This window comes from Aurantiacibacter sp. D1-12 (genome assembly GCF_028858515.1).
Lineage (GTDB): Bacteria > Pseudomonadota > Alphaproteobacteria > Sphingomonadales > Sphingomonadaceae > Alteraurantiacibacter.
In genome coordinates, this window is record NZ_JAPJZJ010000001.1 from 791,729 (window position 1) to 815,926 (window position 24,198).

General features: G+C 58.5%; 22 protein-coding genes and 2 tRNA genes. 4 read left to right on the plus strand and 20 right to left on the minus strand.

All coding sequences use genetic code 11. The features are described from left to right. Window positions 1-62 precede the first annotated feature (62 nt). The 6 genes from OOZ52_RS03975 to OOZ52_RS04000 all read right to left on the minus strand — a co-directional run bounded on the left by OOZ52_RS03975 (window position 63) and on the right by OOZ52_RS04000 (window position 5,989). A tRNA-Asp gene (locus OOZ52_RS03975) sits at window positions 63-139 on the minus strand. 95 nt (window positions 140-234) lie between these two features. Further along, on the minus strand, window positions 235-1,533 hold the full coding sequence (locus tag OOZ52_RS03980; protein ID WP_274697177.1) for a dihydrolipoamide acetyltransferase family protein: 1,299 nt from the start codon (window positions 1,531-1,533) through the stop codon (window positions 235-237). Between the two features lie 5 nt (window positions 1,534-1,538). Beyond that, window positions 1,539-2,588 carry an alpha-ketoacid dehydrogenase subunit beta gene (locus tag OOZ52_RS03985; protein WP_274697178.1) on the minus strand — a complete coding sequence of 350 codons (1,050 nt, stop codon included), beginning with the start codon at window positions 2,586-2,588 and terminating at the stop codon, window positions 1,539-1,541. A gap of 20 nt (window positions 2,589-2,608) precedes the next feature. Then, window positions 2,609-3,901 (minus strand): 3-methyl-2-oxobutanoate dehydrogenase (2-methylpropanoyl-transferring) subunit alpha, encoded by a 1,293-nt coding sequence (locus tag OOZ52_RS03990; RefSeq protein WP_274697179.1) that lies wholly within the window; start codon window positions 3,899-3,901, stop codon window positions 2,609-2,611. Between the two features lie 108 nt (window positions 3,902-4,009). Continuing rightward, window positions 4,010-4,954: a thymidylate synthase gene (gene thyA, locus OOZ52_RS03995; protein ID WP_274697180.1), complete on the minus strand. Its 945-nt coding sequence runs from the start codon at window positions 4,952-4,954 to the stop codon at window positions 4,010-4,012. A gap of 39 nt (window positions 4,955-4,993) precedes the next feature. Continuing rightward, on the minus strand, window positions 4,994-5,989 hold the full coding sequence (locus OOZ52_RS04000) for an SDR family NAD(P)-dependent oxidoreductase (protein WP_274697181.1): 996 nt from the start codon (window positions 5,987-5,989) through the stop codon (window positions 4,994-4,996). Window positions 5,990-6,186: 197 nt separating this feature from the next. Between OOZ52_RS04000 and OOZ52_RS04005 the strand changes: the two genes are divergently transcribed. Continuing rightward, a tRNA-Pro gene (locus OOZ52_RS04005) sits at window positions 6,187-6,263 on the plus strand. 29 nt (window positions 6,264-6,292) lie between these two features. Here the strand turns inward: OOZ52_RS04005 and OOZ52_RS04010 are convergent. From OOZ52_RS04010 to OOZ52_RS04020, 3 genes are all read right to left on the minus strand, one after another. Then, window positions 6,293-7,516 (minus strand): hypothetical protein, encoded by a 1,224-nt coding sequence (locus OOZ52_RS04010; RefSeq protein WP_274697182.1) that lies wholly within the window; start codon window positions 7,514-7,516, stop codon window positions 6,293-6,295. Between the two features lie 14 nt (window positions 7,517-7,530). Beyond that, window positions 7,531-9,729 (minus strand): GumC family protein, encoded by a 2,199-nt coding sequence (locus OOZ52_RS04015; RefSeq protein ID WP_274697183.1) that lies wholly within the window; start codon window positions 9,727-9,729, stop codon window positions 7,531-7,533. A 171-nt stretch (window positions 9,730-9,900) separates the two neighbouring features. Then, window positions 9,901-11,322 (minus strand): O-antigen ligase family protein, encoded by a 1,422-nt coding sequence (locus tag OOZ52_RS04020; protein WP_274697184.1) that lies wholly within the window; start codon window positions 11,320-11,322, stop codon window positions 9,901-9,903. A gap of 259 nt (window positions 11,323-11,581) precedes the next feature. Between OOZ52_RS04020 and OOZ52_RS04025 the strand changes: the two genes are divergently transcribed. Further along, entirely contained in the window at window positions 11,582-12,463 is an 882-nt protein-coding gene (locus OOZ52_RS04025) for a class I SAM-dependent methyltransferase (protein ID WP_274697185.1), read from the plus strand. Window positions 12,464-12,498: 35 nt separating this feature from the next. Here OOZ52_RS04025 and OOZ52_RS04030 read toward each other — a convergent pair whose 3' ends face one another. From OOZ52_RS04030 to OOZ52_RS04075, 10 genes are read right to left on the minus strand one after another with little or no spacing between them, the layout of a single operon-like run. Next, window positions 12,499-13,212 (minus strand): hypothetical protein, encoded by a 714-nt coding sequence (locus OOZ52_RS04030; protein ID WP_274697186.1) that lies wholly within the window; start codon window positions 13,210-13,212, stop codon window positions 12,499-12,501. Then, window positions 13,209-14,096: a hypothetical protein gene (locus OOZ52_RS04035; protein WP_274697187.1), complete on the minus strand. Its 888-nt coding sequence runs from the start codon at window positions 14,094-14,096 to the stop codon at window positions 13,209-13,211. The genes OOZ52_RS04030 and OOZ52_RS04035 overlap by 4 nt, the downstream gene beginning before the upstream one ends. A 9-nt stretch (window positions 14,097-14,105) precedes the next feature. Next, the gene (locus OOZ52_RS04040; protein ID WP_274697188.1) at window positions 14,106-15,383 is read right to left on the minus strand and encodes a hypothetical protein; all 1,278 of its coding nucleotides are present in this window, start codon (window positions 15,381-15,383) and stop codon (window positions 14,106-14,108) included. Window position 15,384: 1 nt separating this feature from the next. Beyond that, window positions 15,385-16,137, minus strand: a complete 753-nt coding sequence (locus tag OOZ52_RS04045; RefSeq protein WP_274697189.1) for a hypothetical protein — start codon at window positions 16,135-16,137, stop codon at window positions 15,385-15,387. Next, window positions 16,137-17,441, minus strand: coding sequence for a lipopolysaccharide biosynthesis protein (locus OOZ52_RS04050; RefSeq protein WP_274697190.1), 1,305 nt, complete (start codon window positions 17,439-17,441; stop codon window positions 16,137-16,139). Before OOZ52_RS04050 ends, OOZ52_RS04045 begins: the two co-directional genes overlap by 1 nt. Next, window positions 17,441-18,100 (minus strand): NeuD/PglB/VioB family sugar acetyltransferase, encoded by a 660-nt coding sequence (locus OOZ52_RS04055; protein WP_274697191.1) that lies wholly within the window; start codon window positions 18,098-18,100, stop codon window positions 17,441-17,443. The genes OOZ52_RS04050 and OOZ52_RS04055 overlap by 1 nt, the downstream gene beginning before the upstream one ends. Window positions 18,101-18,114: 14 nt before the next feature. After that, on the minus strand, window positions 18,115-19,167 hold the full coding sequence (neuB, locus tag OOZ52_RS04060; RefSeq protein WP_274697192.1) for an N-acetylneuraminate synthase: 1,053 nt from the start codon (window positions 19,165-19,167) through the stop codon (window positions 18,115-18,117). A gap of 15 nt (window positions 19,168-19,182) precedes the next feature. Further along, window positions 19,183-19,899, minus strand: a complete 717-nt coding sequence (locus OOZ52_RS04065; protein ID WP_274697193.1) for an acylneuraminate cytidylyltransferase family protein — start codon at window positions 19,897-19,899, stop codon at window positions 19,183-19,185. Continuing rightward, on the minus strand, window positions 19,889-21,388 hold the full coding sequence (locus tag OOZ52_RS04070; RefSeq protein ID WP_274697231.1) for an aminotransferase class I/II-fold pyridoxal phosphate-dependent enzyme: 1,500 nt from the start codon (window positions 21,386-21,388) through the stop codon (window positions 19,889-19,891). Before OOZ52_RS04070 ends, OOZ52_RS04065 begins: the two co-directional genes overlap by 11 nt. After that, complete coding sequence (locus OOZ52_RS04075) at window positions 21,378-22,223, minus strand: sugar phosphate isomerase/epimerase family protein (protein WP_274697194.1); 846 nt, start codon at window positions 22,221-22,223, stop codon at window positions 21,378-21,380. The genes OOZ52_RS04070 and OOZ52_RS04075 overlap by 11 nt, the downstream gene beginning before the upstream one ends. 295 nt (window positions 22,224-22,518) lie before the next feature. Here OOZ52_RS04075 and OOZ52_RS04080 point away from each other — a divergent pair, with 295 nt between their 5' ends. Next, a complete protein-coding gene (locus OOZ52_RS04080; protein ID WP_274697195.1) occupies window positions 22,519-22,932 on the plus strand; it encodes a putative colanic acid biosynthesis acetyltransferase in 414 nt (137 codons plus the stop codon). On the opposite strand, the gene OOZ52_RS04085 is transcribed toward OOZ52_RS04080, so the two are convergent. After that, complete coding sequence (locus tag OOZ52_RS04085) at window positions 22,933-24,009, minus strand: glycosyltransferase (protein WP_274697196.1); 1,077 nt, start codon at window positions 24,007-24,009, stop codon at window positions 22,933-22,935. Here OOZ52_RS04085 and OOZ52_RS04090 point away from each other — a divergent pair. Next, the coding region (locus OOZ52_RS04090) for a hypothetical protein (RefSeq protein ID WP_274697197.1) at window positions 23,999-24,198 on the plus strand (200 nt) is incomplete at its 3' end. The genes OOZ52_RS04085 and OOZ52_RS04090 overlap by 11 nt on opposite strands.

Sequence of the window (24,198 nt, forward strand, 5' to 3'; positions counted from 1 at the left end):
GCGGGCGTGCGCGCAAGGGCGCCCAACCGGCTGATGTCCAGCGATGTAAGAAATGTCCCAAGTGGCGCGAGTGACGGGACTCGAACCCGCGACCCTCGGCGTGACAGGCCGATACTCTAACCAACTGAGCTACACCCGCGCATTTAAGCGGCCTAGCGCCTCTTGGGAGACGCGCATCTAGTGGAGGGCCGATTGGCTGTCAACACACTCTGCGCGCCTTTTTGAACTCTTTTTCTACCCCGCCAGAATGCGTGCCGGAGCCTCGATCATTTTCTTGATCTCCTGCACGAATGCAGCAGCATCGTAACCATCGACTACGCGGTGATCGCAGCTGATCGAGATGTTCATCAGCTTGCGCTTCTCGACGCGCTCGACACCGTCGGGACCGGTCACGAACATCGGGCGCTCGACAATACGATTCGGGCCGATGATGGCGACTTCCGGACGGTTGATGACCGGCGTGGTCGCGACACCGCCGAGCGGACCAAGCGATGTGACGGTGAGCGTCGAGCCCGACAGCTCTTCCGACTTCGCCGTGCCATCGCGCGCCGCATTGGCAAGGCGCTGGATGTCACCCGCAAGCTGGTACAGGTTCTTGCCCTGCGCATCGCGGATCACCGGGACCATCAGGCCATTATCGGTCATGGTCGCCATACCCAGATGCACACTGCCGTGACGGGTGACGATCTTTGCTTCATCATCATAACGCGCGTTGATCATCGGGAAGTCGGGCAGCACCTTGCAGATCGCAGTGATCAGCAGCGGCAGCATGGTAAGCTTCGGGCGATCACCGCGATTCTCGTTAAGCTGCGCGCGGGTGCGCTCAAGCTCGGTCACGTCGCATTCTTCAACGTAGGTAAAGTGCGGGATGTTGCGCTTGGCGGCGGACATGTTCTCGGCGATGCGCTTGCGCAGGCCGATGACCTTGATTTCCTCGTCCGCGCCAGCCTTGCTGGCACCCGAGAAGCCACCCGAATAGCTGATGAAAGCATCGAGGTCGGCGTGGCGCACGCGACCGTCCTCAGCGGGCTTCACCTGGCCGAGGTCGATGCCGAGGTCCTTCGCGCGGGCGCGCACTGCAGGGGTTGCGAGAACCTTGCTGCTGGCCGCTGGCGCAGGAGCCGGAGCGGGCGTCGGTGCGGGAGCAGGTGCAGATTCGGGAGCCGCAGCAGCCGCATCTTCCTGATCGCTCGCATCAGGGTTCTCTACCTCGATACGCTCTTCGAATTCTTCCGACTTCGGAGCGGGAGCAGCTTCGGCAGCCTCCTCCGCCACATCATCAGGCACTTCGCCTTCAACTTCGACAACCATCAGCGCGCTGCCGATGGCGACCATGTCACCCTCGCCGCCTGCAATCTCGACAATCGTACCGGTCACCGGGCTTTCCAGCGGGACGGTGGCCTTGTCGGTCATCATGTCGACGAATTCTTCGTCTTCCTCGACACGGTCGCCGACGGCTTTGTGCCACTTAACGATCTCCGCCTCGGTGATGCCTTCGCCGATATCGGGCATGGGGAATGTGAACTTTGCCATGGCGGTCAGTCCTGCAGAATCTTGTCGATGGCCTCGCCGATGCGGACGGGACCGGGGAAATATGCCCATTCAAGGCTGTGCGGATATGGGGTGTCGAAACCGGTAACGCGTTCGACCGGAGCTTCCAGGTGATAGAAGCAGCGTTCGGTAACCAGCGCGGAGAGCTCAGCGCCAAAACCGGATGTACGCGTTGCTTCGTGCACGATCAGGCAGCGCCCTGTGCGTTCAACAGATGCCTCGATGGCTTCGATATCGAGCGGGACGAGCGTACGCAGGTCGAGGATTTCGGCCTCAACGCCTTTGTTCTCACACACCGCCTGCGCAACATGCACCATCGTACCGTAAGCAAGGATGGTCAGCTGGTCACCTTCAGTGACCTTGCGCGCCTTACCGAGCGGAATCTTGTAATAACCTTCCGGCACCTGCGCATCGTCACGGCCCTTCCAGCTCTTGGCAGGCTTGTCGTAGTAACCGTCGAACGGGCCGTTGTAGATACGCTTCGGCTCGAAGAAGATCACTGGATCATTGTCTTCGATGCAGCTGATCAGCAGGCCCTTAGCGTCATAGGGCGTCGCCGGAATAACCGTCTTCAAGCCAGCAACGTGGGTGAAGATCGCCTCAGGGCTTTGCGAGTGCGTCTGCCCGCCGAAGATGCCGCCCCCGAACGGGCTACGCACCGTCATCGGGGCGATGAATTCGGCAGCCGAGCGATAACGCAGACGCGCCGCTTCGGAGATCAGCTGGTCGAGGCCAGGATAGATGTAGTCGGCGAACTGGATTTCGGGCACCGGGCGAAGGCCGTATGCCCCCATCCCCACCGCGACGCCCACGATGCCGCATTCTGAAATCGGAGTATCGAAAACGCGGGTCTTGCCGTACTTTTCCTGAAGGCCAGCCGTGCAGCGGAACACGCCGCCGAAATAGCCGATGTCCTCGCCGAGAAGGATAACATCGTCATCCTTCTCAAGCATCACGTCGAGCGCGGAGTTGATCGCCTCGATCATGTTCATGTGCTTTGCGTCGCCAGTATCGCTGGCCGTAGCGGTATCGGTCATCGCCCCATTCATTTCCTGGCTCATTTCTTGAGGCCCTCCGGAAACTTGATTTCGCGCTCACGGATCGCCTGGTCGGCCTGCTCCTGCAGGTGCCACGGCAGATCTTCGTACACGTCTTCGAACATGGTATGGAACGGATGGTGCAGACCGTGACCGAGAATGCCGTTCTTCTCGGCATCCTTCTGTGCGTCCTTCACCATCTGGTCGAGCTCCGCGTCCTGCGCTTCCTGCTGCTCTTCGGACCATTCGCCCATGTCAATAAGGTGATCCATAAGGCGTTTCACCGGATCGCCCAGCGGCCAGGCCGTGCCTTCCTCCGCCGAGCGATAGGCACTCGGGTCATCCGAAGTGGAGTGCCCTTCTGCGCGATAGGTAAAGTGCTCGATCAGCGTCGGCCCGCCGTTGGATCGCGCGCGGTCCGCCGCCCAGCGTTCGGCGGCATATACGGCAAGCGGATCGTTGCCATCGACACGCAAACCAGCAACGCCGTATCCAATCGCACGTGCAGCAAAGGTCGCCCGCTCCCCGCCGGCAAAGCCGGAGAAAGAGGAAATCGCCCACTGGTTGTTGATTACGTTGAAGATCACTGGCGCGTTGTAGACCGTCGCGAAAACAAGTGCGGAGTGGAAATCACCTTCCGCCGTGCTGCCCTCGCCCACCCAGGTTGCGGCGATGCGGCTGTCACCCTTGCTGGCGGAGGCCATCGCAAAGCCCGTCGCCTGCGGAAGCTGCGTCGCCAAGTTACCCGAAATCGAGAAGAAGCTCAGCCGCTTCGAACAGTACATGATCGGCAGCTGACGGCCTTTCAACTTGTCTGCCTTGTTCGAGTAGATCTGGTTGATCATTTCGACCGGCTCATACCCGCGTGCGATCAGGCAGCCCTGCTGGCGATAGCTCGGGAAGATCATGTCATCGGCGGCGAGAGCATGGGTGGCGCAGACGCTGGTAGCCTCTTCACCCGTGCACTTCATATAGAAGCTGGTCTTGCCCTGCCGCTGGGCGCGGTACATGCGGTTATCGAAAGCGCGCACCAGCGCCATTTCGCGCAGCATGCGGCGCAGGGTATCGGCATCGAGTCGCGGATCCCACGGCCCGTGCGCCTTGTTGTCATCACCCAAAACGCGGATCAGATCGTCACACAGCGGATGCGTTTCCTTAGCATCACAAGCCTCGTCCGGGCGCGGCGCTGAACCCGCTTCGGGCACGACAATATGGCTGAAATCCGCTTCGTCGCCAGGGCGATAGTGCGGTTCGGGCACATGGAGCGCGAGCGCAGGGCGGTTGCTGCCCTTCTTGTCGCCAGCTTTGGCCATCTACGCTCTCCCAAATTGCGCCCACTTTACCGAGAGGCGCGTTAGATTGTTATACACCCGCGTATTTATATTAGTTTCTCGCGAAACCGTCAATCCGCGAGCAATGCACTACACCGCCACCGGCGCACGCAGAATACCCTGAGGTTCGTAGTCATAGACCTCGAAATCTTCGAATGCATAATCAAAGATCGTTTCGGGCACCCTGTTAATGGCAAGCTTTGGCGCGCCTTCGGGTTCCCGCTTCAACTGCTCTTCAATCAGGTCGGTGTGGTTGAGGTAGAGGTGCGTATCACCCCCGCTCCACACCAGCTCGCCCAGATTGAGTCCGGTCTGCGCCGCCATCAACCGTGTGAGCAGCGCCGCGCCGAACAGGTTGAACGGCAGGCCAAGCGCCACGTCGCAACTGCGCTGGAACAGCATGCAGTTGAGACGCGCCTCGTCGCCCTCCCCGGCTACATGGAACTGATAGGTCTTATGACACGGCGGCAGCGCCATCCGGTCCAGCTCTGCCACATTCCATCCCTCGATAATATGGCGACGGCTGCCAGGATTCGTCTTCAGACTTTCGACCACCTCGGCCACCTGGTTGATGCCCGGGCCCTTGGTATACTTGCCATCCGGTCCATACTGGTAGGTCGGCCAGTCGACCCACTGCTTGCCATAGACCGGGCCAAGATCGCCCCATTTCTTGGCAAAGGCCTCGTCCTCAACAATCCGTTCCTCGAACGCCTTCTGATCGATGTCCTCGCCCGAAGACTGGCGATATTTCTTTAGCGGCCAGTCGGACCAGATCGTGACGCCCTGTTGCAGCAACGGGCGGATATTGGTCTCGCCGGTCAGGAACCAAAGCATTTCCTTAGCTGCAGCCTTCCAGAACACCCGCTTGGTGGTGAGCAGCGGTACGCGATCATCGGCCAGATCGAAGCGCAGCATGGTACCGAAGACAGAGCGCGTGCCAACGCCCGTACGGTCCATGCGCTGGTCGCCGTGTTCCCAGATATGGCGCATCAGATCGAGATATTGCCATTCGGGATGGCGGGGTGATTCACTCATGTGAGCTGAGCTAGCACCGCGGCGCAATTCGCGCCACTCTCACGCGCCAGTATACTCCCGATACCACTCCACAAAACGAGGCACGCCTACATCAATGCTGGTGGTGGGAGCATAGCCAAGATCGCGCTGGATCGCCTCGATATCGGCATAGGTACGCGTCACATCGCCCTTTTGCATCGGTTGCCAGTCGATTGCGACCTCACGCCCGCAAGCCTCGCCAATCAGCTCGATCAAGCGTGTCAGCTTTTCCGACCGGTGATTGCCGATGTTGTAGAGCGCATGCGGTTTGGATGAGCCCCCCGCCTTCACCTTGCCATCATCCGCAGGCGGATTGTCAAGCGCGGCGACGACGCCTGCGATAATGTCATCGATATAGGTGAAATCGCGCCACATCTCGCCCTTGTTAAAGACCGGGATCGGCTCTCCCGCGAGGATCTTCCTGGTGAAGATCCACATCGCCATATCGGGCCGCCCCCACGGACCGTAGACGGTGAAGAAGCGCAGTCCGGTCAGCGGAATGCGGTAGAGATGTGCGTAGCTTTCGCTCAACATTTCGTCCGCGCGCTTGGTCGCGGCATAGAGGCTTACTGGGTGGTCCGCGCGATCATCTACGCTGAACGGCAGTTTCTCGTTGCCGCCATAGACGCTTGACGAACTGGCATAGACCATGTGCGCCACCCCGCGATGCCGCGCCACTTCCAGCATGTTGGCATGTCCCACCAGATTGCTCTGTACATAGGCGGCCGGGTTTTCTAGCGAATAGCGCACACCCGCCTGCGCCCCGAGGTGGACGATGGAATCAAATTCCGCGCCACCAAGTGCCGCTTCCACCGCGGCCATGTCGGCAAAATCAAGCTGATGGAACGTGAAATCGCCGCCATTTTCCCGAACGCGCGCGATACGGTCAAACTTCAGTGCGGGATCATAGTAATCGTTGCAGTTATCGATACCGATAACGCTATCACCGCGCGCCAGCAGCGCGTCGGCCAATGCCGCCCCGATAAAACCCGCTGCTCCGGTGATAAGAACTCGCATTCTGGCCCCTGAAATCCACGCATTGTACGCCTGCCTGTTACTGGCATCGCAACCGCTGCGGCGCAATGGCATGCGGCAGGTTACGGTCAAGTGAAATTGCGCGCGCCGGCACCCGCAAACTGTGCTTGCCAGCACAGTGCACTCACCCTATAGGGCCGCCTCTGCCTCGCGGGGGAATTCCCTCGCAACGCACCGGTCGGGGAGTAGCTCAGCCTGGTAGAGCACTGTCTTCGGGAGGCAGGGGCCGGAGGTTCGAATCCTCTCTCCCCGACCATTATTCTACAAGCGCGATCCCGTTGGGCGCTATTGAGCACGACCTTGTGCCTGGTTTGGTCTCAATGAAATGTGATCGACCACAATTTGCTCGCCACCGGGAACCTCCCGGGTCACAAACGAAAGCGCCAATTCAATGTGAGCGCAGTCGCCGGGCTCCACAACAGTCGATCCCGAGACCTGCTCGCCGCGCAATTCGATCTCCCCCAGCACTTCAGAGGTCCGTTCGATCGCGGCGCAAGTGGCTTCCAGATCGAGAACTGTGCCTTCCGGCAGCGGATTGACCAGAGAGATACTGAGTGTGGACGGGCCCCGGGCCTCTACAACTCTGCCAGCCACGGTGCCGCGCGCTTCACTTCTGGCATCGATCATCAGGTCATCACTGCCGCGAGGTACGCGGGTTGCAAACGTTCCGCTTGATGCAAACGACCAGCCGAACGGATTTCCGTCATCCCCCTCGACGAATTCGCCTTCGGTCAAAGCACCGTCGCCTGCGCGGAGATCCGGATCCTCCGCAGCAAGCGCAAAAAGGTCATCAAACAGCCGAGCCTCGCGGAGATTTTCGTAGAGTGCGCGGCGTTGATCGGATGAAAGCCGGTCCACAGACAATCCGGCATCGCTCATGAATGTGCGAAAGCCCGGCAGCGCGGTCTGGTTCGACACATATTCATTCCAGAATGTCATTTCCCAATTCGGTCCGCGTCCTAGTGCGCGAGCCATCACATCGTGCGCTCCCGGTTGGGAGAGCAACATAACAAGGCCCGGCATTGCACCATCACGCAGCCGTGCATGCGCCGAAAGTAGCGCATCAAGCTTCGTAATTGCAGCCGCGGCATCCCCGTTCTCGGCTGCATTCTGTACGAGCCAAACTGTCGTAATGGAATCGCGCAGGTCCAGTTCGAACAGGGTGTTCATGCTCTCTTGAGCAAGCTGTTCGTCGCGCGGTTGCACATTCGCCAGTAATAGCACCCTGATGGACTCTGTCGCCAGAGCGTCCACCGCAAACGAGTCTTCCGCAATGTCTACGATCTCGGCAGGCACCGCCACCGGTTGGCCAGGAACCGGGTTTTCCATTGCGGCCCGGTACCCGGCATTTGCTACCGTTTCCAACGCCTCACCATTGATGGAAGACCGCATGAACAGCAGGTTCGGCGCCATCGACGGACGAGTTTCCGACGCAGCATTGATGAACGCCAGCGACGCGACAGCAACGGAAAGAAGTCCGACGCCAACCTTGTAGACTTTTTGCATCATAGCGACAGAGGCGATCAGGAAGTGGATCTGGCAAACGCGGGCGCGCGATCAGCGCTATCGTCATCCTCGTCGTCATCGGAACCGTAGTCATAGCCATAGTCGCCGCCATAACCGTAGTCCGTATTGCGCTGATCCAGCTTGGTGATCACCGCGCCAAGGATGTGCGCATGAGCGTGGCGCAATCTGCCAAGCGCTGCCTGAAGCTGGCGAATCCGCAGCCTGTTGGCTTCAATAACGAAGACGACACCACCTGTTCGCGAAGCAAGAACCGGCGCATCCGACAGCGCCATCACCGGCGGCGCATCGACGACCACATGATCGAATTCCTTCCGCAGCTCTGTGTAGAGGCGATCGATATTGCCGCTGCTAATCAGTTCACCCGGATTTGGCGGAACGGCACCCACGGTGATGACCGAAAGGTTGGTTTCGTAATCACGATGCAGCACCTCTTCCACCGTTGCTTGCCCTGTCAGGATCGCAGAGGTTCCGCTGCTGCTATCGATGTCGAGCCTGTTCGCGATGGAAGGGCTACGCAGATCGAGATCAACCAGGACCGTCTTCTTGCCGGACCGGGCCAGATGGCGGGCCACGGCGTAAGAGGATATCGTCTTGCCTTCATGAGCTGCCGAGCTGGTGAACATCAGCGTCGAAGGAACGCCGTTTGCGGTTGAGAGGTCGAGCATGGTTCCGACCGACAGATAGGCCTCGGCAAGACCAGAACGTGGATCGCGCAGGTCCTCGACAAGGAAATCATGCGACTGGCGTGGCACCGCACCCAGTACTGGAAGACCCAGGTCACGAGGCACGTCGTCGAGATCGCGCAGACTGTGATCGACCTGTTCCTTGGCAAGCAGGACAAGACCTGCCGCAACCGCGCCGCCAAACAGGCCCAGCAGCAAATTCAGGAAAAGGTTCGGACTGGATCTGCCGGTGGGAATGCGGGGCACATCCACCACTGTAACGTTGCTGGCCTCTACACTGGCAACGCCAATCTCCTTGTAGCGCTGCAGAAGAGCGTCATACAATTCACGGTTGGTACTCACCTCACGACGCAGTATGTTGTACTGGATGATGGCGTTCTGTTCAGTCAGATATTCACCCTGCAATCCGCGAACTTGTGCTTCCAATCCCTGTTCGCGAGCAAGCGCCGCCTGGTAGGCGCGCTGAAGATCGCCCTGCGAGGAAGATCGCGCCTCGGCAATTTCCTGATCGAGTTCGGCGATTTGCGCTGTCAGAGCCCGTACCGGAGGATAGCCTTCTTCAAATTGCGTGAGCAAACTTGCCCGCTCGGCTTCCAATTGCGCCTTGCTTGACTGCAAGGTCTGGATCACCGCACTTGGCGCTGTGGGTCCGGCGCGCATCTGGCTTTCTGCCGCGATCCGATCCTGGCGCGCTTGGGTCAACGAGCGATTCATGTTCGAAAGCTCGGTTCCGATCAGGGTTGAATCTGCGGATGCAGTTTCGCTTCCTGTGCCGCCTGCTCCCGCCCCGGAAATCGCAAAGATCCCGGTGTTGGTTGCGTAGGTGACAAGCTGACGTTCGGAATCCTCAAGTCTTTCCCGCAAGTCTGCAAGTCGACCTTCGAGAATTTCGCGCGCTTCGCCTGTAGCAGAATAGCGACGCTCGACATTGGTTTCGATGAATTCGTCCAACCAGGCCCGCAGTATCCGGGCAGAAAGCCGCGGGTCCGGGCTGGTGAAAGTCACATCAACCAGGCTTGAGCCTCTTACAGGTGTAATCTCGAGGCGAGACAGCAAAAGTTGCCCGACGCGCTCATTCGCAGTTGCCGGCTCTCCAACAACAATGGCACTCTCCTCGCTGATCTCGAACGCTTCAAGAAACGCCTCGTCAGCAGGCAGGTTGAGCGATCGCGACACGCGTTCGGCCAGCGACTGTGACTCCAGCAAAGCGTACTGCGTGCTGTAGAATTCATCATAGCGAAGCTGGGCGGCGCTCGCCTCGACGCCTTCGACACTCGATATATTGGCTTCCAATCTATCGATCTGCACCCGCGCTTCGGATGTGTAGAGCGGCGTTGTCAGGAGCGTGAAGATAGTCGCCAGCGCGATTGACACCAGGATAATCGCGAGAACCAGCCAACGGTTCGAAACAACCGTTTGCCAGATCTTGAGGAGCAATGTCGAACGCGAATTCTCGTTGGCAGCGAGATATGTATCGTCCGAACTGACGTATGCGGCATTGTTCTGGTTCAAGAGAAGTCTCGTAACTCACTATCATTGGTACGCAAATTTGTACCGGTTGCGGGCGCGATAATCATGATCTGCAGTAAGCGGCGGGTAATCAAACATCCAGTCTTTAATAGTGATTATCAGTGACAACGATCACTTTGCCAAGCCTAATGATTTGCCCTTCGCATGTCACCCCTAACGGGTGCTGCGCGCCGCGAGGCCTTCGGACTTAGCATGGCCGGCAAGTCTGGCAAACTCGACAGACAGAATGGCGACGAAAACCGCAGAAAGCGGAGCCCGAAGCGGGTAATCCGCAAGACTGGCCAGGAGCCACAGCAAGATACTTCCACCAAAGAATACGCCGTCTGCTTTGATGCGATTACTGGGCTCGCGCAGAACGGCCCATGCACGGCGGACGAACCATACGGCCACCGTAAAGATTAGTAACAAGGCCGGCGCCCCACCTTCGATCAGAATCTGCGCAAGATCATTATGAGCCTGGTTGAGGTAGCGGGTCGAGAGCATTTCCACCGATTCATACGTGCGATAAACGCTTTCGAACGACCCCATGCCGGACCCCCAAGGAAAGAAATCCCCCAGCATCTGCCAGAACAGCGGCAGGAGCTCGGCGCGCTGATCTGCATCTATGTTGCCTTCGAATATCCGGCTGAGCGCAGTCTGCCGATCAGCCGTCAGCAACGCCACCGCAAACACCAGCAATAAGGCGCCGACCCCGATGCCAGCGTATTTCAGGACTCTCAGCCGGCGCTCATGGGCCTTCCCTTTGTCGCTTATATCGCGTTTGAACAGGACACCCGCCAGCCATACCGCCATTGCGGTCGCCGGCAGCACGAGGAGGAAACCGGCACGCGATCCATTGAGGAAGATCAGAAAAATGATCAGAAGATACAAAAAGGCCAACCCCAGATAGGTTGACGTACTGACCTGATTGCGTCCCAGCCATTGCGCCGCCAGCCAGACTGAAGCCGGTATCATCCAGGCCAGCAACACGGCCTGATGGTTTCTGTTGGAGAACAGCCCCACTGGTCTGCCGATGTTCGTGATTTCGTAGAGATAGAGTTGTCTGCTTCCGATCAACTGCATGACACCAAGCGCGAGACTGATCAAAGCAACACAGAACAACAGGCTGAAGACCAGATGGCGCTGTTTCTCACTTACACCGGCAATGATCAGGATCGCGGCAAGAGGGACAAACAGCGCGAAGAAGCTATTCCAGGTGCGGTTTGTATCCAGACTTAGCGGGCGCCAGACGTCGCTCATTCCCAGGGCACCTGACAGCTCCACAATCGCCTCGCGTCCGGGAAGCGAAGTCCAGATCGCCGGAGGAAGCGGGATAAGGTGAAGGAGGCATAACGCCATCAGTGCCAAGACTACAGCTAGCGGCAGCTTCACTTTTTGCACGCAGCTTCGGCCATGCACCACCAAGGCATAGCCGCAGACGAGAACAGCGGCCGGCCTGAGTATCAGCAGGCCATCAATATCACTGCGGGATCCCCCACCTGTAAAGGCAGTAAGCAAGACGAAAACGACAAAGACAATCAACACTGCCCGTTCGTTTGAAAACAAGTCGGAAAGGTTGCCGATGCGCCCACCCAAGTCGATGCTTGCGGAGCGAGTGGTAGTGGATTGTCTGCGTTTTCTCATCGGACTTCGATATTATTGCGACCAGCGAAGCAGCGACATGGCTGCACACTTCAAGTCCCTCAGCGGTTAAGGAGTTGAGCTCTGGGCATTAACAGGATTCATCGGCATGAAAAGCGCAAAGTTCGAGCCAAATGCGTTGTGCGGATTGCACTGGCCACAGTCTTCGCTAAACGACCGGGACCACCTCGCTGGCAGTTAAGGAATTAAGAACATGGCAAATACCATTTTTGACATGTTGAAGGCTATTGGACAGGCCTCTGATGATACACGCGAACTGTTCGCTTCAGGCACGAGGGATGTTGCCGATCTGCCAGTGTGGAAAGATCGTTTGTCTGGCGTCATTTTTGTAGATGATCACTACGTGGGTCAGGAAGAATACGCCTCTGGGTCATATCGGGACTCAGACTTCTACACAGGCCGGGTCGACTTTGAACGCGTGTCTGATTGCCAGCGCCGCGTGTCTTCCTATCAGCAGTTCTATGTGGGCAAAGCGATTGCCGATTTTGGATGCGGGGCAGGCGATTTCCTGCGCGCTGTCCGTGACAATTGCGCCAGTGTGGTCGGAATAGAATTGCAGGAAGACTACGTCGCAAATATGCGTGAAAATGGGATCGATTGCGTGCGCGATCTGGATGACATTGACGACAACAGCCTCGATGTCATCTTCTCATTCCACGCCATTGAGCATCTGCCTGATCCCGTTGCTATCATCACTGCACTCAAACAGAAACTGCGGCCCGGCGGCCGGATGATCCTGGAAGTTCCGCATGCTGGTGATCTGCTGCTTCGGCAAGATCTGGATTGCGAAGAATTTCGAAAGTTCACCCTGTGGAGCCAGCATCTGGTGCTGCATACCCGTGCCTCTTTCGAAGCGCTGCTGCTTCATTGCGGCATGCAAGATGTCATCGTTGAGGGCGTTCAGCGATATCCGCTTTCCAACCACTTGCAGTGGCTCGCAAAGGGGAAACCGGGCGGACACCGATCCCAGCTCACTGCTATGGAAAGCCCCGTCCTGCTCGACGCCTATGCCAACGCCCTGCGGAAAATCGACGCTACCGACACGATTACCGCGATTGCGTCCGTTCCGGCGTAGTCGGCTCTGCTCTACCGTGTAATGCGCGGAAGCGTTCAGTCCAGATCGTAACCGAGGCGCGATGCCTCTTCGCCGACTTCCCTGACAATGGCTGACAGGGCTGCTGCTGGCAACAGCTCTTTCCACGAACTCAGCGAACTTTGCGCGAGAAAAACGTCACCCCCACTCTTGGCTTTCAGCTTGGTGAAATCGAACTCATCGAGCGCTGCCTGCAGTCGCGCACAATCGATCTCTTTCGCGCATCTGGAGAGCGCATCGCTCAAGGCCGGCATGGGTTCCTGCTTGAGATCTTCGAAGCGGATCAGCGGCCACTCGCGCTCCACGCAAGCGGCATAGTGCCGCTTCATCGAAGTCGTTGCTCCGGGGAAACTGGCCATCGTCGCTTCGACAAAGCTCGGGAGGATCTTGCCTTCATTGTCGAAAACGGCCTGCTCGCCAGCGGCACTGGCTGCGCGGGCAGCAGAGCAGATCGCCTCTCTCGGATCTCGCGCCACATAGATAACGTTGGAACCACCCGCAAAATCGATGCTGTGTGTATGCAACAGAGCCCCGCGGGTCTGAAAGCGCACGTCGTTACGACGGTAGTCCAGCCCGAGATAGGACGCGACAACCTGGCTGACCCAGGTGGTGCCGCTCTTCGGGAAACCGGTGATCACCATGTTCCCCTGCCGGCGCGTTTCGCTGCGGAGATAGTTCCGCATCATCACCGAAAAGACAGATGACTTCAATTTTGCGACTTTGGGATTCATTGGGGTGTAGCGTCCTTCGCAAGTCCAAGCATCGATAGCAGTTTGCTGTTGTCTGCCATCACACCAGTTTCAGCGGCGAGATAGATAGCCCTGGAGTCCGCCAACATCTCGCTGTCCAACCAGTCGGCGGCGACAAATTCAGCGGCTTCCCGGTCTGCGTTACGGGTTACCAGACGGTGGACTTTCCGACGCCAGCGCGGCGGCACCTGCCGGCCGAGCCAACCGCCCCTCAGGGCTCCGAGCAATCCTGCAAGTGCGGGATGATATTCCCGATACCCTTCCTTGTGGTTCGCCTTCACCGCCTCGTCCGTAAAGACGGGTGCAACACCCAGCCAGCGTGACAAGCCCGTCATCGAAGTTTCCTGCGATGCAGCGTCCGACAAGTCCTCGAGCTTGGTCACGAATAGCCTATCGGCGGACACATGCTCGAGAATCTCGACAATTGCGCTTCGGAACGCAGTCGACTGGCGCAGTTCCGTGCCGATGCGCCCTTTGTCTTCCACCGGATCCCAGCCACGCCGGACCTGGATATGCCGGAAATAGCTTGCTGCCAGCGCTTCAGGCTCACGCAGACACAAGACGAACCAAGTTGCATCCAGCGCATTGGTCGCCTTGAGGTTATTGAAGACCGTTTGTCGATTGGGACCCATTCCATACTGGGTGCTCATATCGACGAGATACTTCACCTCGGACCCGCGCCTGTAGCCACTCAGATCAATCTTCGCTGGATCACCGCCCAGAAAGTCTTCCGGTTCTTTCAGGTTGTGCACGCTAAACGCGGGATTGGTATCCAGCAGAGCTGCGAGCGTGGTGGTGCCGCATTTGGGCATGCCCATGCTCAAAAGGCGTGCGGGTTCACCCAACTGTTTGGTTAGATTACTCATATTCAGGATCTACCGCACCAGATCGGGTAATGGTTCGCGGCGCGGCGCCTGCCGTCGCATCGCGTTGCGATCCTTCGACCTGGGCTTCTTCACGGGCTGGTCATCGACGTTCACCAACCGGAAGCTAAGCCATTTCTGCGCGACAAAAAGTGCAACTGTCAGAATGATCAACTGCATCCCCAGGCGACCAAGGTCACTGCCCATCATATTGTGGCCGATCATCGCAAGCGGAACGATCGTGATCGGGTGTTTGCGCGCCAGCGCTCCGCACACTGCGAGGATAAGCGCCACCGCCAATATGCCGAAGGCAAAGCCTCCGGGGCCAAGCATCGCCTCGAAATGAGCCGGAACCGAGATGGGAATGCCGGCTCCACCGATACCGTCCAGACCGCCGGTGCCAAAGACCTCGCTGCCGATTGTCGCGCCAACACCGACATCAGGCTTGTCGGGCCAGAAGACGCGCGGAATGAAACCGTAGAACGGTGCAAGCATCATGATTGGCGGCAGGATTGCTCCGCGCATTTCAACATGGTCCATCACCGCCAGATCGCGCAGCGGCGAGTATCCGTTGCCGAGACCGCCCGAAAGCTGCAGAGCGAGCAGGCCAAGACCGTCACCTATGTCGACACCTGCCCTGGTCGAAGTTGTCAGGATCAGAAAGTACAGCGCAACAGGCACTGTCAGACCTGCGGCCACGCCAACCTTCACCCAGTCTGATTCGGTTTTCATGGTAAGCACCCTGATCGCCAGGATGAGCACCAGCGGCACGACGAACAGTCCGCGGTTACTCCCGAGAAACGCACGCAATCCGATGATCACAAGGATCGTGATGCTCAGGAACAGAATGGTCTTCGATTGGCCCTTCTTCCAGAAGGCCACGATACTGACCGAGAACGCAAGGAATAGCGCCAGAAAGCCATCGACAATACTGGCGAGACCACCACCGTCATCATCCGATCTTTTCACGCTTGAAAAGTCGGTAACACCGGCTTGCTGGATCCAGAGAAAAAGAACGGCAAGGAAGGCAATCAGCGCCAGTCCCGCGCGCAAGGGGCCAACCTTGCCGCTGATTAGGGCAAGCTTATCCCACCGGATATTGCTGCGATACAGCATCAGTCCGGCAAGCATCAGTAGCGCAAACCATGTCGCATTGATCGCAAGCGCCTCGTCAGGCGATCGGAAAATCGCCCCCAAGGCAAATTGTCCTGCGAACAGGATGAGCGGCGACTTCCAGTGTACAAAGAAGCCGATCAGTACCAGCGACACGAAGATGTTTACATAGAGCATGTTATCTAGGCTTCAGGATGTCGCGCAAAACCGGATTGGGATGATGGTGATCGAATTCGACACCTTCCAGATACCCAGTGCGGCACAGTGTGTCCAACAATCGTAGCACTCCTGGCCCGTCATCCCGGTCCTGATTGGTCAAGTGATGCTCAAACTCACCATTTTCATTCATCTGCCCCATGTCGGTGCCAATCAGCCCGATCTTCCGGACACCGGCCAGCCAACATGTATCGAGCCAGACGGTGACGCTCCCCCGCCATTGCATTGCCGGACGATTGCGCCGGACGAGGATTTCCGGGTGCTTGGAGGCAAATATTGGCGAAATCTGCCGATGATCGAGAAACGCTGGACTATCGACGCCCCCATCGCGCCAGACTTTGACGACCTGCCGCAGCTCATCAGCCGTGAGCGCGGCTAGAGAGAACGGCTTGATCACCGCACGCGCATGGTCGACCGATTCCAAAGCCGCAAATTGTGTCTCGCGGACATCCGCGTGGCGATATGCAAACTCAAAGGAAAAGACATCGGCTGTTTGAGCTACATTGCGGGCCGAGTTGATCGCGATGGTGTAATCGTAGCGCGGGAGCAGGTCCTCCAGCGCTTCGCGCGAAGCTGAAGGACCCGCGCCGATAATCAAAACACTCGTTGTTGCATCAACTGGCGGCACAAATCGCCGCAAGCCGCTTTGCTCAAGCGAGCGAAGACGTCCCGACTGCCGTCGCATGGACAGAGCATTGCGGATACGACGCAGCATTAATTCCGCCTTCCCACGAGCAATCCGATCGATGGAAACGGCCAATCAATCCCGGCGAATTTGCGCGACAGGAATGTGATGGCCAGCATCCGCAGGAGCGTCGCTATCGCGAAGGCCCACGCGGCTCCAACCGCGCCATAGGCGGGCGTCAAAACAAAGAGCAACAGGACCCCGATGGCGCCAACAACAACCGTTGTATACGACAAGTGACCGGTCTTTCCCGAATAGAGCAGTGGATTGAGTGCAAACAAATATATCCCGTGAAACACGGTACCGAGCACGAGGATCGGCAAGAATTCTACGGCTGCTTCGTATCGGGGGCCGAGAACAATACCCACCAGCAGAGGTGCTGCAACGGCAAGGATTGCACCAAAGCCGATTGTCAGCAGGAAGAGACGGTACATGCCGACCACGACCTGGCGGTCATCTGCCGGGGTCTTCCTGGACAAACGCTCGAACGCCCAGGGCTGGAAAGACTTGTTGATCGAATCGTTGACGACCCGCAGCGCGAACACGAGCTGCATCCCCGCTGCGTAGATCCCCGCCATCGCCAGTCCGGCATATTCTGCGACAAAAAAGCGGTCGACGGAGCCGAGCAGGAACATTCCGACGGTGTGCGGAATCAAAGGTGCGCCGTAGGCCAGTGCATCGTGAAAGCGCTCCTTGTTGAGCGAGAAGGATATGCGCCCGGCCCGATAAAGCGACCAGAGTGACCACAACGCGAATAGGGCAAAGGCGATGGCCATACCGGCAATTCGGCCTTCAGCACTGCGCCAGACATACACTACGAGCGCCAAAGAAAGGGCCGCATTCGTAACGGCGAGCAGGATTTGCATCCTGCCATAGGCACCTGCCTGCTTCCTCATCTGATAATCTGCAAACCGCAGGTCAGTAATGTAACGGGTGGCGGCGAAACCAACGGCAAGGGCGAGAATGCCGAAACCGAAACCGGTCAGATCCTGCAACCAGCCTGATAAAAGCGCCATCAGACCCAGCCCGAGCAGAGCCGTGACGAGCAGCAACACTAGGTTCGTTCCAATGTAGGCAGCGTAGTCTTCCTCTCCCCCACTCTCTCGCTTGTCGAAATAGCGTCGCTTCACCGCCCCGACTGTATTGATACCCACAAGCGCCAATGCGATCTGGAACAGCCCTTGGAACAGAGCGATCTGGCCGAATTCCTCGGGGCTGATCAGCCGCACGAGAATTGGCAGCAGGATAAACGGCACCGCCGCAGCGATCATGTTCGAAACCAGATAGATGCTGGTCGATCGCGCGCCGCTCAAGCGCTGGAGGTGGTGCAGCATCAGTCGCCGCCCGTGCTGTGGGGACGCGCAGGAATACCAGTAACAAAGCCACCCTCGGCGACATCGCCAAGTGCCACTGCCCCCGCACCCACGCGCGCATCCTTCCCCACGGTTACGCGGTCTGAAATCTTTGAGCCAATGCCCAGGAAGGCATTCTGTCCGATCACGCAGCGTCCAGCCACGGCGACGGCAGGCGAGATGGTAGCAAAATCACCCACTTCGCTTTCGTGGTCGACGCTGGCGTTGGTGTTGATGAGCACTCCCTGGCCCAATGCTGCGAGCGGCCCGATCACGACCCCTGCGCATACCATCGAACCATCACCGATCTTTGCAGAAGGGTCGACGACTGCCGAAGGATGAATAAGCGCAGGGAGATTGATGCCTGCATCCTCGCACAGCTTGGCCCATTTCGCGCGAGTCTCTCCGTTGCCGGAAGCGAGGAAGGCCGCGCCGATGCCCTTCTCCGCAAGTTCGGACAGGCCATCGAGCGTGCCTTCAACCTCAACGCCGAGAATCTGCTCACCGATTGAAGATGGATCGGTGTCCAACACGCACACCGCGTGCCATTCGTCGCCAGCCGCGACAGCCGCCGCAACGACCCGGGCATGCCCGCCCGCTCCGATGATGACTGCGGGTTTGCGTGACGATGTTTCGATCACGGCGCCATGCCTCCTTACTCGAACAAGTCGGCGGACACGGGCTCATCAGCTTCCGTCGCCTGCGAAAGCTTGCGACCAACAATCTCGTCGATCTGCGCCGGTGCCATGCCTGCCGCCGGGCGTTTCGCCACGACGTGCTCTTCGCTCACGACGTCACCCGCTTGCATCGCCCCGCGGAAATAGAGACTCTTCTGCATGGCCTGCTTGTTCTGGGCTTCTGCCTCGTTGATCGTTTTTTCGGGTGAACCGAGCGCTGTTTCCACCGCTCGCACCTGGCGCACCAGATCCTCGAACTGCGCTGTGTCTGCCGACGCTCTGTGATCCGGTCCAGGCAGATTCCGATCAGTAGTAAAGTGCTTCTCGATAATCGACGCACCGCGCGCAACGGCCCAAACCGAAGTGTCGTTGCTAACCGTGTGGTCTGAATAACCGACCAGGAGGTCGAAAGCGTTGCGGAAGGTGTCCATCACACGCAGGTTAGCGAGCTCTTCCGGAGCCGGATACTGGGACGTGCACTGGAGCACATACAACGCATTGTTCGCGCGCGTGTTCGGGAACTGCTCAACCGCCTGACGCACTTCGTCCATCGTGCACATCCCTGTGCTGAGGATGACACCGGTGCCAAGTGCGTCCAGCTGCCGCAAAAACGGCAGGTTGGTCGTATCGGAAGACGCGACCTTGATTGCAGCCACGCCCAGCCCGACGAGGAACTTGGCGCTCTCGATATCGTAGGGCGTGCACATGTAGGTGATGCCGCGTGAGGTGCAGTATTCGAACAGCTCGGCGTGCTGGCTTTCGTTGAGCTCGAGCGCTTTGAGCATCGAGCGTTGATCGCTTTGTTCGCTACCGGTCGTTTCCTTCTGGTAGTTCGCCTTCTCTGCGCCCTTCGTGACCAGTTCATCGGTCCGGTAGAGCTGGAATTTCACCGCATCCACGCCGCAGCCGTGCGCCGCGTCGATCATTTCCTTTGCCAGGTCCATGCTGCCGTTATGGTTCACACCTATCTCGGCAATAATGAAACAACGATCAGGACGAACAAGTTCGGTGATCTGCAGGTTGTCGGTCATTCAAAGTGGCTCCAATCAGTGTGCAGCGGGCGTTTCGACCGATGTCGCAACGAGTTCGGCCAGTCGGAAGTCGAACTCGTCATCAATATCGAGCGATCGCTCTCGCGGCATGCAATACAGTTCTATCCCTTCCCGAACGACAGTATCATCGGGAAGGAGGATGGCTTCGCGCGTCCAGCAGTAGACGGCGCCGTTCAGTGCGTAGACTTCGGGTGCCTGTTGGCGGGCACCGAAGCGCCCGTCAACCTGCTTGCTGAGTGCGAGTGACCCATCCCCCGCTCTCTCGAGCATGTTGAAATAGGGATTATCGGGCGCTTCGTGTCCACTCAGGACAACCCCCGCGCCAGTTCTTTCCAGTACTTCGATCGCACCCGCGATGTCCTCATCACTTCGCAGCGGGGATGTCACGGCAAGATCGGTGACCAGTTCGAATTGGGTGCCTCTTTGCTCCTCGCAGTAACGAAACGCGTGCCGGATCGCCGGCAGCTTGGTGACGGTGTGATTGGCCATTTCCGCAGGGCGCTGGATCAGGATGTCTGCCCCTGCCGCTTGAGCGATGTTGAGATATTCCTCACTGTCAGAGCTCACGGCGACGCAGTCGAACAGGCCGCATTCCTTCGCCTGACGAACGCTGCGTGCAAGCAGCGGTTCGCCCGCGAACGGCCGAATGTTCTTTCCTGTCAGTCCGCGGCTCCCGCCGCGCGCCAGAATTGTCGCAAGCCTAGCTGGCACCGGACATTTCACCGCCGGTCAGGCGCTGCACATCAAGCATAGAGAATGCCTGCCGCAGCGCCTTGCAGATGTCGGTGACCTCGGCCTCGGTCAGTTTTGGAGATGCTGGCAGAGCAATGCCGCTGTCGGACGCAGTAACGCTGTTTCGCGCTTCGCCCACAAGCCGCAGCTCTTGGTATGGCGGCATAACATGCATTGGATAGAAGACACGGCGGACGTCGATATTGCGCGTCCGCATGAAGTCGATCACCCGGTCAACGCAATCGTCCGGGAAGCCCTCGCGGAACAGGATGACGAAATTCCAAAAGCTGTGCAGGCTGTCCGGGATCGGCTTCGGCAGGGCGATGATGTCCTCAAGCTCTTTCAGCTCGCCGTAGTAGCGATCCGCAAGCGAAAGCTTGGCATCAAGCAGTGTGTCGATCCGCTCCATCTGCGCCAAGCCGATTGCTGCCTGAAGATTGGTCATCCGGAAGTTGAAGCCGGGCTCCAGATGCCAGTAACGCTTGGCCGGATCCATGCCGTGATCGCGGAGCATGCGCGCGCGCTTGGCCACTTCGGCATCGCGGAAGGAGACCATGCCACCCTCGCCCGTCGTGATCAGCTTGTTCGCGAAGAACGAGAAGGTCCCCGCATCGCCCCAAGTGCCTGAGTGACGACCGTGGAGCCGCGAGCCGAGCGCTTCGGCGGCATCCTCGATAATCTTGAGGTCGTGTTTTGCCGCGATGGCCTCAATTTCTTCCATCCGGCACATCTGCCCGTAGAGATGGACCGGCATGATCGCAGCGGTGCGATCGGTTATCGCCTGCTCGACCAGTTCGGGCAGCATGTTGAGCTCGTGCGGATGAATGTCGACGAGCACCGGGGTGGCTCCGACATGGATGATCGCGTTTAGAGAGGCGGCAAAGGTCAGATCCGGCACGATAACCTCGTCACCCGGACCAATGCCGAGCGACGCCAGCGCCAGTTGCAGCGCGACCGTGCCGTTGGAGACCGACACGACATGCGCCGCTCCGGTGTAGTCGGCGAAGGCCTTCTCGAACGCTGTAACGTAAGAACCTTGCGAAGAAATCCAGCCCGTTTCGACGCAGTCGGTGACATAGGCCAGTTCATTGCCTCCGAGAACGGGCTCGGCCGCAGGAATATAGTTCGGCTTCTTGCGGAACACGAAGTCGGTGGGGCGCCCATCCTCATCAACCAGAGGAACGACCGAGATGCGGTCGCTCAGTCGCGACTGCGCTTCTTCGCCATCGATTGTATGCGGATAAGAAACGAAGTTCCGGTTCATCACTTCCGATGCCGGCTGATCAAGCGTTACGCCGTTCAGCAGCCCACGACGAATGTCTCCGTCCGAGATCGCTCCAACCAGCGCACCACCGCTGTCCGCTGCAAACACAACGCGCAGGCCTGTGCGATCAAGGGCTTGCAGCACCTCTTTGATCGATGCGCCCTCGGCAACAACCAGTTCGGAATTTCCCGCTTCAGGCAACATAGGCTTCACGCACTGCTTCGATGCAGCCTTCTACTTCGTTCCGATCCAGTCTGTAGGCCTCGATCACAACGTAACTGGGGTCAAAATGCCGCATCGCATCAACTATCCACGACGCCTTGTCGAACGGCTTGTTGGAATCGCGGCGACCATTGTTGTCGCTCAAATGCAGGGCCTCTGTGTAGGGAGCCACCATCTTGCAGAATTCGGTTCGGTCGAAGTCCAACGAATTGCTGCTCACATTGGCATGGCCAAGATCGACAAGGATGCCGAGATTGTCGTCCGCCATGCGCTCCATGAACTCGACGATCTCAGGCGCCTCGGCAAGCAGGAGCATGGGGTTCTTACCGTCCACTAGGTTACCCGGCTCAACCACATTGTTCTCGATAAGGATGCGGATCCCGCGCTCCTTCGCATATGCAGAGAGCTCTCGGACGGACTCTTCGAATATCTCTGCCGCGCGGCCTTTGTTCGTGCGCGCCTCTGCCGGAATTTTCACGCCAAGGTGCTCTGGTTTAACCCGTGCCGCAAATCCGGCGTGCACACTGAAGTGCGTCGCGCCAACAGCCTGACTGAGGTCGACAGCGCGGCGGCAATGCGCCCGGCTCGTCTCCAGCACTTCCCCATCTTCCGAAGCGAGATTGAGTACGAATGCCTTTGCCGGGGGCGGGAAGTAATTATGAACCATGAGGTCCAAGTCACTGACTCCAGCGACCTTCTCATCCATATCATCGCGTCGGGACATGCCACCGGTCAATTCGACACGGTCAAGCTGCCATTCCCTGGCAAGGTCCATCGCCTCATCAAAGTCACGCTTTCCGAAAGCTCCGGACGACACATAGATTCTTGGCTGCAAAGGCATTGATTTCCAAGGTTGTTTTCAGCGGGGCTTCCAGCAAAAGCCCATTTCGGTTAGGCGGTGTAGACGGCGGTTGTCGCTATCGGAAACCTCGCCGCTAAACAATAGCTATGTTGTGCTGCACAATTGCAGTGCGTGGAAGTAAGACACAATGCATCCTCTGCGGAACGTCCCGCCGACCTCGCTCGCAAATCGGGCCGCAAGGGGCGTTTGGGGCCTCGTCTGGCTTTTCCTGTATCGCCCCTCACCACGCCCGCTGCACATCTGGCGGCGCATGCTTCTGCGTCTGTTTGGTGCGACCGTAGAGAACGGAGCCAAGCCCTACCCCTCGGCAACCATTTGGGCACCCTGGAACCTGACTATGCGTCAGGGAAGCATACTCGGGGACGCTGTCGATTGTTATTCGGTTGCCCCGATCGAGATAGGTCCGCAGGCAACGGTCAGTCAGCGCGCCTATCTGTGTTCGGCGACGCGCGATCTGGACGATCCCGCCATGCCGCTCGCAATTGCACCTATCACTCTCGGGGCAAAGTCATGGGTCGCGGCAGAGGCCTTCGTGTCACCGGGAGTTGAGCTGGCCGAAGGTGCCGTGGCTGCTGCACGTTCCGTAGTAACGAAGGATATCGCCGAGTGGACAGTCGTAGCAGGCTCCCCCGCTAAACCGCTGCGCGAGCGCAAGCGCTTCTGATCAGTCGGCGAATTCGACAAAACCAGGCGCTTGATCAATGCGTCCTGCGAGCCAATCATACAGTTCGAGATAGTGATCGGTGATCGTATCCCAGCTGTAGTTGGCGACCACCAGTTCACGCCCCTTTTGTCCCATCTCTTCGCGTTTCTCCCTGGGGAGCGCACAAAACGCACAAAGATCGCGCGCAATTGCCGCGACTGCAGGCTCGGTGCGCATGGCTGCGCCCGCGGCAAAGCCCTCTGGCAGGTTGCAGAAATCGGTCATGACAACAGGCAATGCACGTTCCCACGCTTCGAGTACCGAGACCGGTAGTCCCTCGCTGAAGGAAGGCAGGATGAAACCATCAGCATCATCGAAAAAGGCGCGTTTTTCTGCGTCGAATTTGGGGCCCACAAAGGCGATGCGATCCGCTAGTCCGTTCGACCGGACGAGCGCCTCAAGACCATCGAGATGCCCGCCATCGTCCCAACCGGCGATGTCGAGCCGCCACTCCGCCATCACCGCCGGACAATCATCGCTCGCTTTACGCCATGCACGCACGAGCTCTTCCAGGCCCTTTTTGGGATGGATGCGCGAGAGGAAGACCATGCGCTTTTCTTCTCGCGTCGCACGTTCTCCAAGAGGATGGATATCCACTCCGTTAGGGATGATCGCGATCGGGTTCGCAAGTCCGAAGGTACGATAGGAATTGGCTTCCGACCTGTTAAGCGCATGCATTGCAGACGCGCTATCGAGCATGCTGTCGGCATAAACGAAACGCGCCAGTACCTTCTTCCAACGCGAAATAGAAAGCGCATAGGGATCGAGCATGCCATGCGCCGAGACTAGCAGCGGTTTGCCGGTCCGTTTGCGCCAGCGCGCCGCTGCGACGCCATAAGGACCCCACAAACAGCGGAGGTGGACGAGATCGGGCACGGCACTCTCCAGAGCTTCATGCATAGCGTCCGCCGAGAGGAACCCTCCCGGCCCTCTGCGTTCGATCGCCACGAGATCATCGACGCACCATGTTTCCCGCGCCTCTTCGAAGCGCTCGTCGCGCAGTCCGATAACATGAGGTGAACGCCCCTTGGCCGCCATTCTGTTGGCAGGAAGGCGCGCCGAGAAATACAGCCCGCCCGCCAGTGGCGAGAGCGAATCCGTGATCATGGCCGTTTGGGGCGAAGACACTTCTGGGAGCCTTTCCTGCTGCTCAATCGCCGCCTGCGATGGGTTCTGCTTTCATGGTTTCCATGTCGGCGCTGACCATTTCGCGTGCGAGTTCGCGGG